General features: G+C 28.6%; 10 protein-coding genes, 8 tRNA genes and 1 pseudogene. 3 read left to right on the forward strand and 16 right to left on the reverse strand.

What is annotated here, in order from left to right; genetic code table 11:
* The first annotated feature begins 1,206 nt into the window (after nucleotides 1-1,206).
* Nucleotides 1,207-1,362: an aspartyl-phosphate phosphatase Spo0E family protein gene (locus BUB36_RS16820; RefSeq protein ID WP_084112105.1), complete on the forward strand. Its 156-nt coding sequence runs from the start codon at nucleotides 1,207-1,209 to the stop codon at nucleotides 1,360-1,362.
* A 101-nt stretch (nucleotides 1,363-1,463) separates the two neighbouring features.
* Here BUB36_RS16820 and BUB36_RS19850 read toward each other — a convergent pair whose 3' ends face one another.
* The 7 genes from BUB36_RS19850 to BUB36_RS16850 form a co-directional block, all read right to left on the reverse strand.
* The gene (locus BUB36_RS19850; RefSeq protein WP_165613127.1) at nucleotides 1,464-1,637 is read right to left on the reverse strand and encodes a hypothetical protein; all 174 of its coding nucleotides are present in this window, start codon (nucleotides 1,635-1,637) and stop codon (nucleotides 1,464-1,466) included.
* Nucleotides 1,638-1,850: 213 nt separating this feature from the next.
* Entirely contained in the window at nucleotides 1,851-2,987 is a 1,137-nt protein-coding gene (locus tag BUB36_RS16825; protein ID WP_073152973.1) for an alanine racemase, read from the reverse strand.
* 708 nt (nucleotides 2,988-3,695) lie between these two features.
* Complete coding sequence (locus BUB36_RS16830) at nucleotides 3,696-4,253, reverse strand: HD-GYP domain-containing protein (RefSeq protein WP_073152976.1); 558 nt, start codon at nucleotides 4,251-4,253, stop codon at nucleotides 3,696-3,698.
* Nucleotides 4,254-4,534: 281 nt separating this feature from the next.
* Nucleotides 4,535-6,601: a methyl-accepting chemotaxis protein gene (locus tag BUB36_RS16835; RefSeq protein WP_073152979.1), complete on the reverse strand. Its 2,067-nt coding sequence runs from the start codon at nucleotides 6,599-6,601 to the stop codon at nucleotides 4,535-4,537.
* A 408-nt stretch (nucleotides 6,602-7,009) separates the two neighbouring features.
* Nucleotides 7,010-7,783, reverse strand: a complete 774-nt coding sequence (locus BUB36_RS16840) for a response regulator (protein ID WP_073152981.1) — start codon at nucleotides 7,781-7,783, stop codon at nucleotides 7,010-7,012.
* The gene (locus BUB36_RS16845; RefSeq protein ID WP_073152984.1) at nucleotides 7,762-8,934 is read right to left on the reverse strand and encodes an ATP-binding protein; all 1,173 of its coding nucleotides are present in this window, start codon (nucleotides 8,932-8,934) and stop codon (nucleotides 7,762-7,764) included. Before BUB36_RS16845 ends, BUB36_RS16840 begins: the two co-directional genes overlap by 22 nt.
* Before the next feature lie 870 nt (nucleotides 8,935-9,804).
* Entirely contained in the window at nucleotides 9,805-10,254 is a 450-nt protein-coding gene (locus BUB36_RS16850) for a sugar isomerase domain-containing protein (RefSeq protein WP_084112107.1), read from the reverse strand.
* A 279-nt stretch (nucleotides 10,255-10,533) separates the two neighbouring features.
* Here BUB36_RS16850 and BUB36_RS20685 point away from each other — a divergent pair, with 279 nt between their 5' ends.
* On the forward strand, nucleotides 10,534-10,770 hold the full coding sequence (locus BUB36_RS20685; RefSeq protein ID WP_073152987.1) for a transposase: 237 nt from the start codon (nucleotides 10,534-10,536) through the stop codon (nucleotides 10,768-10,770).
* Nucleotides 10,763-11,049, forward strand: a pseudogene (locus BUB36_RS20690) (IS3 family transposase); the annotation flags it as partial. The gene BUB36_RS20685 and the pseudogene BUB36_RS20690, both read left to right, overlap by 8 nt.
* Nucleotides 11,050-11,104: 55 nt before the next feature.
* Here BUB36_RS20690 and BUB36_RS19855 read toward each other — a convergent pair.
* From BUB36_RS19855 to BUB36_RS16905, 9 genes are all read right to left on the reverse strand, one after another.
* Nucleotides 11,105-11,305, reverse strand: a complete 201-nt coding sequence (locus BUB36_RS19855; RefSeq protein ID WP_073152993.1) for a hypothetical protein — start codon at nucleotides 11,303-11,305, stop codon at nucleotides 11,105-11,107.
* Nucleotides 11,306-11,827: 522 nt separating this feature from the next.
* A tRNA-Arg gene (locus BUB36_RS16870) sits at nucleotides 11,828-11,904 on the reverse strand.
* An 84-nt stretch (nucleotides 11,905-11,988) separates the two neighbouring features.
* A tRNA-Cys gene (locus BUB36_RS16875) sits at nucleotides 11,989-12,063 on the reverse strand.
* Nucleotides 12,064-12,174: 111 nt separating this feature from the next.
* Nucleotides 12,175-12,250, reverse strand: a tRNA-Lys gene (locus BUB36_RS16880).
* A 103-nt stretch (nucleotides 12,251-12,353) separates the two neighbouring features.
* Nucleotides 12,354-12,429: transfer RNA gene (locus BUB36_RS16885), tRNA-Gln, on the reverse strand.
* Between the two features lie 114 nt (nucleotides 12,430-12,543).
* Nucleotides 12,544-12,619: transfer RNA gene (locus BUB36_RS16890), tRNA-His, on the reverse strand.
* Between the two features lie 8 nt (nucleotides 12,620-12,627).
* Nucleotides 12,628-12,701 (reverse strand) — tRNA-Gly (locus tag BUB36_RS16895).
* A 29-nt stretch (nucleotides 12,702-12,730) separates the two neighbouring features.
* A tRNA-Gly gene (locus BUB36_RS16900) sits at nucleotides 12,731-12,805 on the reverse strand.
* Nucleotides 12,806-12,906: 101 nt separating this feature from the next.
* A tRNA-Tyr gene (locus tag BUB36_RS16905) sits at nucleotides 12,907-12,991 on the reverse strand.
* Nucleotides 12,992-13,001 lie beyond the last annotated feature (10 nt).

The following is a 13,001-nucleotide window of genomic DNA, read 5'->3' on the forward strand; positions in this document are numbered from 1 at the left end:
CAGCGTTCATCCTGAGCCAGGATCAAACTCTTAAATAGAATCTTTAGGGTTTGACCTTTTTGGTCAGTTTGAATGTTGGCTTTATAAATAAATGTGATATGTTTCAATGTTGTATGTTTAAATGTTTCAAAGTAATTCTTTTAGGTCACTCAACCCTCAAGACCTCCCCTGTTAACATTCAACATTTAACATTTAACATTTAACATTTAAACATTTCTCATCTTAAAATTTAAAAACCCAACATGTTTCTTATCCTTACACTGTTCAGTTTTCAATGTCCAAGGTTTTGCTTGTTCGTTGTTTATCAACGACGCTTAAATATAATATCATTTTTGTTTTGCTTTGTCAATATTTTTTTCGACTTTTTTTCGCCGCTGTTTATCAGCGACAAATACTATCTTACCATGCCTTAATATTAAAGTCAAATGGTAATTTATTCTTCAAGATTAAAGAGTAAAATTATTCATTCTTCATTATTAATGTGAACAGAAGAATATCTGTACTATATTTAATATAACTTTGATTTCTTTTATCTTTAACCTCTTTTAGCTTATAATTGATATCTTTGAAAAAATGATTCTTAATTTTGATAAATTCCTTGAAAAAATTTATTGATCTTTCTTCTTCTATTTTTTACTTTCTTGTAATTCTCATCCTAACAAACCTCCCCAAAATGTAGTGAAATCAATACTTTATCACAAATAATTTTACCGTATTTTATTACATTTTTGGACAGTTTTATCTCGAAAAATATTTACTCTTTAATGCTGTTATTTATAGTTTCAACTAAATCTTATCTTTTAATATTTTTATTATTGAAAAATTAATATTAATTTCTAATATTCCATGTTATTCTAATATTTTATCATTTAATGCTAACTAAAGATTCCTTCACATACATTTATTTCACCTAGTACATTCTGATAATGTTTGTCCATATTTTTAAATATAAGTTATTATACTTTTCAGAGTAACCAAAATCTACTTTTTGTTGCATTATTTTACATAATTTCCTATTGACTAGCAACTATCTTAGTGATATTATTTTTTTTGGTGCTACTGTATATTCTAATATAGATATTCAAGTAAAACAATTAATTTATACACATCAAAAATCCTTAAAAGCTTTGGATATTTTGATATATATAAATTAAGTTTTACTATTAGAAATCTATATGATAAAAATAATTTAGGAGGTTATTTTAAATGACTAAAGTGCTTAGTAAGTTGGAAAAATTACGGCAAGACTTAGAGCTTTTGATCAAAATTTGTGAAGAAGATTTATCTCACCCTTTTATCGTAGCTACTAGTCAAAAACTCGATATACTAATAAATGAATATAACAAATCTATTACACAATAATTATTATATTTTGTATTTCTATATTAGATATTAAGGTTAGTAAAAACATTTTACTAATTATTTTTTTCTATACTAACTATTATAATATAGAATTATATTTTTTAATTAGTACTGTCTTTCCATGATATGGTTATATGATTTATATTACTAATATTTTTATCATTAAAATCACTAATCATTATGTTACTATTGCATTTAAAACATTTAATTCTTGAATCATTTTTCTTAAACTTAAACAAGGTACCACCACATTTCCTACAAGTTAATTTCTTCATTTTTCTGTTCCCTCCATAACTTGTTCTATATGGAAAGGATATTCCTATGTAAATAAATTTATGTATGTTTTCTTATAGTAATTTAAGTAAAGACTTTAATTTATACATGTCCAAAACACTTAGAAACATTGTTAGTCTTTATGTTGGAATTTTTAATATTATCTAATATATCTTCAAAGCAAAAAACTTTATTTACTAGCTTAGGTAATTAAATTAGATATAAACCTTTGTTACAGATGCTGAACCGCTTAGGAACAACATAGGTTGATAAAACATATAAAAATCAAGAATATCACCCAATCTTATTTGTTCTTTGCAGTTTTCGATATCTACAATCAAATGATCGCTACTACTGCCAACTATTTCAATACCTTTGGTTCGAGGAATTAATTGGTCATGAGAAGCAAAGTCTTGTTTTCCAACAGCCAATAAAGCTCTTCTACGTATTCCCCTATCTCTAAAGCTTGGCTTATTGCCAAATGCATCAACGAACAACTCTCCAATTGGATGTGATGGTTTATCTTTTATCTCTATAACCTGGGCCTTTAGAATAAAGGTATCTTGATTCATATCCTTCATATCATATCCCCAAAAATGTTTTAAGTCTCTAGCTAAAATTATCCCTTCCCCTATTCTTAGATTATTAATTCTTTTAGGTATTTTACCATCCATTACTAAAGGGAGTGATGATGTTGCTCCACCAGAAATCATATCTAGCCTTCTATTTATTCTACTTTCAATTTTTTCAGCAATTGTACAAAGCTTATTAAGATTGTTTTCAGTAGGTTTAACTGAGCCATAGCATCCCAAATTTGTACCTATCCCAAATAATTCTACTCTCTCAAGTTCCTTCTCAATGTGCAAAGCTAATTTCATAAATTCTTTTTCACCTATAATACCCTCCCTTAAATCTCCCAAGTCATACATAATTACTACCTTATGTTTTTTATTCTGCAACTTACACTCTGCTTCTATTTGCTTTATAGTTTCTAATTCAGAATTCAAACTAACATCGACATATTTAACTAATTCCTTAATTTCATTTAACATCGGAATTCTAATTAACATAAATGGTGCTTCTATTCCCCATTCTTTTAATGTTATAATTTGATCCATTCTTGAGCTTGCTATATATTCACATCCACCTTTTACAAATTGTTCAACAACTTTAGGCAATGCATTAAATCCCTTTACTACACCAGCAACACTAATATCTTGAGATTTACAAAACTCTACCATATATTTTACATTTTCATATATTTTATTAATGTTTATTTCAAGCACAGGATACTTATAATTATTTTTTATTTGTGATGAATACAAATTATTTCTTTCAGTGATCTGCGACATTTTCCCCCTCCTCATCGATAAATTATAAACTAATCATACTAAATATATAGCTAATCTATATAATTTAGTAACACTATTATAACACATGTTAATTATTTGCAATAATTAGAACTAAATATTAAATATTTTTCATCGATTTTGATTTTTCATTTGTATATAATTTAAAAGTAACAAACTCGTTAACATAATGTTAATGAGCTTGTTACTAACTTAGATTACATCTTTAATTTATGCTTAAGCCTTAATAGTAAAAATTTTACTCTGTATATATATTTTCTATACTTAATTTGTGATCTAAAATATTTCTTTGTACTAGTAGATCTCATAAAAACATAGCAAGTTATATAGCCAAAAAAGAATACTAAAATATATATCATATACTTTATACACCGCCATCCATCAACTTTGTCCTTTAATAATATATTACGTTGAAATTTAATGGTTTGTGTATGTTTCAATTTATTATTAGGTTGTTGAATAACTATTTTTACCAAAAGTAAAATGCTATATTTTAGCTATCAAAAGTATTTTTTACAAAAATACTTCAAATTTCATAATGTAGAGAATTAGCCGAATTATCAATTTCCAAATTTAGTTATTCAACAACCTATTTAATATATAAAATTTATACAAATATACAATATTTCTAGGCGTTTTGTACTTATATAAACTAAAGCCTTTTCTTAAATCCTTATATATTAAATACTACTAAAAATTTATATATGAAATATCAAGCTGATGTATATTATCATTTCTAATTAATTCTTTAAATATCTTATATAATTCTTCATCATACCATTTTATTTTACCTTCCATTTCATCAAAAGCTTCATTTACAGTCATCCTATTCTTATATGGTCTATAATTGGTTAATACATCAAAGGTATCACATATCCTGATAATCCTTGATACAATTGGAATTTCTTTGCCCTTCAATCCTAAATACCCTGTTCCATCATAATTTTCATGATGATATTTAATATTATTTTGGATATCTTCATTAAAACCTAAATTTCTAACTTCTTTTACGCTATATAATATATGTTTTTTTACATGCTCAAATTCATTTTTATTTAATTTTCTAGGTGCATTTAATATCATCTGATCTAAATGTGCTTTACCTATATCATGAAGCAAAGAAGATAAATATAAGTTTTTCATCATATTTGAATTAAAAGATAATCTTTCTCCAATATTATAACTATTTATAGAAACTCTTAACCCATGCCTAAAATCATACAGATTTACAACTTTATTTTCCTTCATAGCCCCCAACCCCCATAAAGACTTTTATTATCTATTTTAGCTTGAAGCTCACTAACTTACAGATAATTTAATGAGCTTCAAGATTATTTTGATTATCAAATTAGTACTAACATCTATTTATATATAATTTATAAATAAATGTTTAAATGAGTAGGTAAAATTAATACAACTATTCTATAACTATTGAAAATAAAGAATAATCAAGCAAAGGCTAAATATCACCATTAGCAATATAATTACATCTTCCTAAATCACTTCCACCTGTTTTCTCTCTCCTTCATTTATATTTTAAATTTAGATATTTCACCTTTTAAGTTATCAGTACTTTCTTTAGACTCTAAAACTTGCTTCATAACTTCATTGGCTCTATTGTTTGCTTCACACACTCTATTTGCTATGTCTGTAGTTCCACTTGCACCTTCGTTAGCAGCCTGAGCCACACTATCAATTGTGACTAAAATATTCTGTATAGAAGCTAGAAGTTGCTCAGAAGTTGCACTAAAACCAGTTACAAGTTCGTCAATAAACTTAGCATCTTTATTATAGTTTTGTGCCACATCTAGCATCATCTTATAGTCATTATTAACATTATCGGACATAAAGGTAAGCAGATTATTAGAACTATTTGAAAGATTGTCTACTGAGCTTGTTACCTTAGTTGTTATATCTTGTATTTTAAGGACAGTGTCCTTTGATTGCTCTGCAAGTTTTCTTATTTCATCAGCAACAACTGAAAAACCCTTCCCCGATTCTCCTGCCCTTGCTGCTTCAATAGCTGCATTTAATGCAAGCAATGTGGTTTGTTCCGTTATTTGCATAATAGACTCAGATAAAATATTGATTTGTTGGACTATTTTTGCATCTTCTATTGCATTTTTAAGCTGATTTTTTGTCTCAATAAATATATTTGATGCTTTCTGCTTGGCAGCATAAACTCCCTTCTTTGTGTCTTCTGCCCTAGTACTAATTTCTCTCGCAGCTACTGCTCCTTCTTCTGATCTCTCAGCTATATATTGAACAGCATTCTCTATTTCTTGAGAAGTAGCTGACATTTCCTCAGTCGATGCAGCTGTCTCCTCCATTCTTGCTGCCAACTGTTGTGTAGTTGCAGATATATCCTCTAAATTACTATTCAGAGCATTAACATTATTAGTAACATTATGTACTTTGTTTTCAATGGCAGTAGATTCATCTTTAATGCTATTTACTAAACATTTTAATGAATTTTTCATATTTTTAATACCCTTGATAATAGTTCCTATTTCATCCTTTCTTGATAGGTATTTATAGTCAATTTCCTGAGAAAAATCTCCACTTGCAATTATATCTAAATACTCAGAAGATTTGATTATAGGATCAGTAATTCGTTTTGTATGAAGTGTAATGACTATAATGGTTATAAATAACATAATTGCTGAAATAATTCCAACCATAATGGATAGTCTTCTAGCACTTGCTATTAATTCCTTCTCTGCAATAAATGATGCTATTGTCCATTCTGTATTATTAATTTTATGTGGATTAACTATGTATTTTTCTCCATTTATATTCACTTCAAAATACTCTAAGCCTTCTGATAACAGCTTCTCTATTCCATCTATATTAGTTTCCTCTATCTTTTTAAAGTTGTTTTCTAAGTCGTTTCCAACTGCCATTATAACACCTGTATCATGTACAAGCATGGAAAAACCTGTTTCACCTATCTTCATTTTGCTTAGCATGCCACTTATCACCGATTGATGGATATCAATTCCTATTACACCAACTATATTACCATTTTCATCTGTAAATGATCGAACATTACTTGTTATCATTCTATTACTTGCAGCAGCTACGTATGGAGCTGTTCTTTTTATGTCTCCATTTCCTTTCAAGCCTTCTTTATACCATATTTTTTCTGTTGGATTATAGTTTTTTGATATACTCGTTTCAGGCCACTGAAGGTATGAACCTCCCTCTGTTGCCAAGTATACATACATAGTACCTTGGTGAGTTTCTCCATAATGTTTAAATATATTATAAATTTCTTGTTCTAATCCTCCGTTTCTTGACGGAGTCATTTCAGTCCTTTTATCATTATTTATATATGATGTGATAGTATCATCCGCTTGCGTTACTAAAGGATGGCTAGCCATCATATTTATATCTTCATCAATTCCATTATAAAAAACCATCATAGTATTCTCTATAATCTTCATCTGCTCATCAGAATAATTTAAATAATCTTTTTTAGCTTGGGAAACTACTTGATGGCTTACTATCCCTGTGATAAGTATAACTGTAACTAAAATTGAAAGTATTGCAATAGATAGAAATTGCCCTCTTATTCCTTTATATCTTTTTTCCATTTACTAGACCTCCTATTTCAATTTGAGATTTTAAACTCTATGGTTTATAACTCCTTTATGCACCGTTCTTTCATAATATTTCTTGCTCTATATACACCTCCTAATTCCTTCTTAAGCCTATATTTTTTTTAAACAAAATAGCCCATAATAAAAGATTGTTTAATCTTTTATTATGGGCTATTTAAATTGCAAACATTACATTTGATTTGAATAGCTGATCCATAAATATTAATATGTATGGTTTTTTATAGTATTCCAGCTATCTTAATGTAAAAACAGCTTGTACTTACGTATATCTGTCTATATTTATTAAGATAACATTTTAACTTGTGTAATATCTCTTAAATTAAGATATCATAAATAACATTTTATGTCAACTTTTTTAGTTTTAGCAAATTCTCTATTATCCTATATAATGTTTAATAATAATCTCTCATAGTTTTCTTTTGGAGATATTTGTATATCTTTTGTTCTTACTTTTCTATTTATTAAATTTTCAATTTGTTGCTCTACCTCTTTTATAGTATTTTCATAAATAATTTTTCTAAATACTTCAATAGTTTTATAATGTTCTCCTGTAGCCAATAAGTTTTCCTCTAGGGTAGTAAGATTTTCTTTTACAAGTATTTCTATCTCTTTCCCTTTTATGAATACCTGAATAAGCTTTGCACCTTTTCCAGTAGTTTTTTTTAAATACTTTGAATATAGATTTCTAATTTCAAGTTCTAATTGATTTCTTACATCATCTGTTAAAATGTTTTGTTCGTTAATCACTAGGAGATTTTTTTCATTTTCCAAGATTTCGGTGGCTATTTGCTTTAAATTGTTCATTAATACATTGGTATTAATAGGTTTTACCAAGTATTTTTCTATTTTAAGATCTACTGTTTCCAAAATAGTATCTGTATCCGATAATGCAGAAGTAATAATAAAAGGACAGCGTTGCCCATCATCTCTCAATTTTTTCATCATTTCAATACCACTCATATCAGGCATAACTAGGTCTGTTATAATTACATCAGGTTGATGTTCATGAAACTTTTTTATGCCTTCTTCCCCATTTTCTGCTGTAATCACTTTTCCAACTCTTTTCTTCAGAAATCTATATACTTGATTTCTTGTAATAGATTCATCTTCAACATAAAGTACTTTTATTTTAGTTAATAAATTAGCTCCTTCCATGATGTCCCTCCTTGTATATCTAAAGGAAAACTTATTATTACTTTGTTTTCTGTTTTAGTATTTACTAAATCAATAGCCCCTTTCATCTTTTTTTGTAAAATACTATTAAACATAGATAAGTGATTTAAACATAGTTTAAAATCCTTATATTTATCATTATCATAAATAATTTTTATATTGAAAAAAACATTGTTTTTATCAGTATCTATTTGAATATCTAATTTCCTATTGTAAATATCCAATGTATTTTTACAATACTCTACTATATCAAACAATATACAATACATAATTTGTACAAATTCATTAGATGAACCATACTTTTTAATTTCTTTTTCTATCTTAATATGAATTTTTATATTTTCTCTTTTAATTTTTTCTTCCATGACTTCAAAAACTAAATCCAAATATTGTTTTACATCAAAAATAGCTTCATTATAATTCATTTCAAAAAATGCTCTAAATTTCTCTATTTTTATAGAAAGATTTTTAATTATCTGCCATATTTCTTTATAATACTCATCTATTATGCTGTCATCCTCTTTTTCAGTATATATCTCATCTATAAGATTGAGAATAGAAAAGTTTAAGCTATTTAAGGGCTGTCTCCACGCATGGGATAAGTTGGAAATAACATCGGACATACTCATGATCTTATCATTATAATTTTTTATATCTTGTATACTTTTTATTTCTTTTGTTTTATGTAAATATTTTATAATATCCTTTATTACAATAAATACCTTTATAAAATTAGCCTCTCTCTTAAATACATATGCCATAATCTGCCAACAACTATCTTCTTCTTTATTTATCGCCTCCAGATCAATTATTTGAAAAATATCTTTTTTTTTCTTTACATAAATATTAACATTGTCTTCTTTAGGATTTTCAAATAGATAGCTTACTATTTCATAATAAATATTCGCAAAATCATCCTCAATATCGAAAATACTATTTCCTATGATATCATTTTTTTCAACCTTTAAATACTGAGAATAGATACTGTTAATACTATTTATATAACATTCAAGTTTACTATTCTCTACTCGCCCCTCGATTTCCAATGTAAAATCTAAAGACTGAATCATATCATTCATTGATTTATTTAAATATTTCAAATGAATATTTCCTGATCCAAGGTTCTCATTCAAAAAACTTTCCTCCTAACTTATTCGTGATTTTCATCATCCAGTTTAATGAAAATCATTACTTCTTCATCATAATATACGTCCTATATTACTCTTCTTTCTTCTAGCTTATATACTTTTCAAGTTAACTTATGGTGCTAGTTAATTAAATTTTTTGTTTATAAAGCCCTTAGAGAGTTCTAATATTTTCTTTGATTAATTTTTATAAACCTATTTTTACTTCAATATCATATAAAAAACGGGTTTATTGCATAAATGAAAAAGAAATTTTTAAAATCTCGTGATAAAAACTAGCATAATAGATTAAGTTATATTGAAAACACAAAAATTCATTTGCTAACATTGCTAATACATGCTATATTTTCACATTTTTTCTTCCTAATACATAATTATATACATAATTGCTTGACTATTCAATAATACATTGATTATTTAACAATATTTTCATGTACAAAAACATCTGAAAATGCGGTTCAGTACCTATTTCTAAGTTTTGAGATCATTCTTTCAGGTCTAAAAAAGTTAATTATTGCTTCTAAAATTTTACTGGTAATAGTTTTAATTTTTCTTTTATTCCTTCATTTTACTCTATTCCATCTATAGAATCTCTTGTAAAAAAATTGAATTCCTTAGCAAAATAAATTTAATTTAAACTTAAATATTAAAAGCATAACCATCCGTAAAACGGATTGTTTGCTCTAGCTCTACACTGCCATGTTACTGTCTGTGTCTTTCCTTTCTCAATAACATTATAAAGTACACCTTTATAGTGCATTTTGCTTTTCTTTCCATTTTTTATTACGCATTTTTAACATATCATTTAAATGAATTTAAATTTTCAACCTTGCACCTTTCCTTTTTTTCTATTGTATTTTACAAATGCTTTACTTTGCCAATATACTCTTTTAATATGATTTTATTATGCTCGCTACCTCCATCAACATTTCCACTAACCAATACTGGTGGAGTAATATGGCTTTTGCTGACTTTATCTATGACACCTGCTATAACTGAATTAATAATAAATGCACCAGCAACAGTTGACCCTGGAACTGCATTAAAATCACCATAATCCAATAATGCATCTCCATAATCAATGCAATTATCTATTACTACATCACATACATTACATAAATGCGTTCCTGTTGAATGCCTTGATTTACTTTTTTCTGAGTACTCTATTGATGTTATACCTATTACTTTTAGACCTTTCTTTTTACAAATCAATGCAGCATCTATAGGGATTGGATTTCTACCTGATGTTGAAAATATAGTTATAACGTCTCCTTTTTTCAATTCATATCTATCTAATACCCACTTTATGTATCATTCTTGTTTTTCAACCATAGAACTATTTATTGCTCCATGCTGAACCATTAATGCTGTATCAAATATGGGATTTACACAAGCTAATCCTCCAGCTCTATAAAAACTTCCTCACAAAGCATTAATGAATGTCCACATCCAAAAAATGGAGCATACTATTATTTTTTACTATCTCAGCCATTATTTCAGAGGTTTTTTTAGTATTTTGGGATAGGTTATACTTAATTAGACAATAAAAACTCGGACATGATAATAAAACTAATTTGGAGGTAAATCATGTCTAATAGATATAAAAGATATACAGAAGAATTTAAAAAACAGATAGTTGGATTAGTAGAGAGTGGTAAAAACCCAACTGAAATAGTTAGAGAATATAATATAGCAAGATCTACTGTAAATAAGTGGGTTAAAGACTATACTACATCAGGTTCTTTTAAAGCTAAGGACAATAGAAGAAAAGAGGAAAATGAACTAATAAAACTTAGAAAAGAAAATCAAAGACTCAAGGGGTAATGAATTTAAAAATAATGTGATAGACAGTTTATTAACTACATTTGATATAAAACGATCCTTAAGTAAAAAAGGCTGCCCTTATGATAATACAGTAGCATAAGCTGCCTTTAAGGTTATTAAAACAGAATTTGTTTTTGATGAAATGTTTGAAAATTTCGAACGATTAGAATGGGAATTATTTGATTATGTAAATTGGTATAACAACCACAGAATACATGGGTATTAGATTATCTTAGTCCTGTAGAATACAGAATATTAATGTCCGACAAAAAAGTACTAAAAAGGGTTGACAATCCAATATCTGAATTTACTAAAGCATCTTCAGCCCATATACTTAAAGTTTTCCATAATGACACACTTCAATCTGTAAGGGGATTTTTTTACTAGATACTGATTTATCCTGTTCCCTGACCTGTTTCCCATCAGAAAAATGAATACTAATATCTTCAACATCTTCTATTTCAATTTCAATTGTAGAAACGCTGGCATTCAGAACACAACAGGTAGCTCTGTCAAACTGATATATATACCCCAATGCCTATCCTGGTGCTGAGTGAGTGTTACTCATATTCATTCCCCCTAATTTTCATTTAAATATTGTCACCTTAGGGTAATTTGTATAAAGAATTTTTTCTTTCTAAATATGATATTTTGAATATTTTTCTATATCCCTTCTAAATATTTATTACTGATAGCCTTTTGCTGAATTAACCTATTTAATAAATTTTATAAAACAAATTTAAATGCTAAATTTAGATATATTGACCTTAATATAAAATAAAAAAGACCTTTACTAATAATTAAAAGGTCTGTGTACAATTAAATTCTTATTAAATTAGTTATATTATTTATTTACAAACAGCCAATAATTTCTGTTAGCCAATGTTAGCCTATTATATAAAACTCTTTAAAATATTTTATTATTTTGACTGTTTGACTATGTTAGCCAAATAATTTTTCACTAATGTATATATTATATTTTCTCTATAGACTACTTTCTCAATAAAACGAATAAAATCCTGTAAATATTGTATTTACAGGATTTTGCAATGTTTACTGGTGCGCTGTGAGGGATTCGAACCCCCGACCCCATGATTCGTAGTCATGTACTCTATCCAGCTGAGCTAACAGCGCATATTTAGTTTTTATAAATATTTGTTTTCTTTCGTAGGCAGACACTCTATCCAGGTAAGCTATAGGTGCATTTTATATGAAAAATGGAGGCGGCACCCAGATTCGAACTGGGGAATAAAGGTTTTGCAGACCTCTGCCTTACCACTTGGCTATGCCGCCATAATAGATGTTAGAACTTGAATATTAGCGCTCTGCTATCTTTTTAAACATCTTAATATTTTGGGAATAACCCTAATCTAGCCTATTACTTCCAACCTCTTGCCTCTAAATTGGTGACCCATCCGCGACTCGAACGCGGGACACCCTGATTAAAAGTCAGGTGCTCTACCGACTGAGCTAATGGGTCATGTTACGATTAAGTTTAAGAATATTTTTAGTCATTTCTCTTTGGCCTTTTAAAGACCTCAAAAACTATCCTTAAATTCTTAGTCTTAATCCAAATCTTAAAGTGGCTGGGGATACAGGACTCGAACCTGTGAATGACGGAGTCAAAGTCCGTTGCCTTACCGACTTGGCTAATCCCCAATATATTAAGGATCAAGATTAAGGTTAAAATTTAGCATTTAGGTCTTATCTTTTTTGTCTTTTATGCCATCTGAGTATGCATCCTAACTCCTCTTATTCTCAAGCTTATTTAATTGGGGCGGCTGATGGGATTCGAACCCACGCATACAGGAGCCACAATCCTGTGTCTTAACCACTTGACGACAGCCGCCACGAAAATGGAGCGGGTGAAGGGGATCGAACCCTCGCAACCGGCTTGGAAGGCCGGGGCTCTACCACTGAGCTACACCCGCAAAATATAGTATAAATTTAATCTTAAATTTGGAGCGGTAGAAGGGATTCGAACCCTCGACCCTCGCCTTGGCAAGGCGATGCTCTACCACTGAGCCACTACCGCACGTTAAATGCAAGAAGCTGGATGTTCGAGGTTGGAATTTGCGTCTACCTCTAACAGGTCATTTTATCTTTTTTCCACCCTCTAACTTCTCACCTTTATTTTGGTGGAGGGAGCTGGATTCGAACCAGCGTAGTCTTCGACAACGGATTTACAGTCCGCCCCCTTTAGCCACTCGGGCATCCCTCCATATTTTGGA

The organism is Paramaledivibacter caminithermalis DSM 15212 (assembly GCF_900142245.1).
Taxonomy (GTDB): domain Bacteria; phylum Bacillota; class Clostridia; order Peptostreptococcales; family Caminicellaceae; genus Paramaledivibacter; species Paramaledivibacter caminithermalis.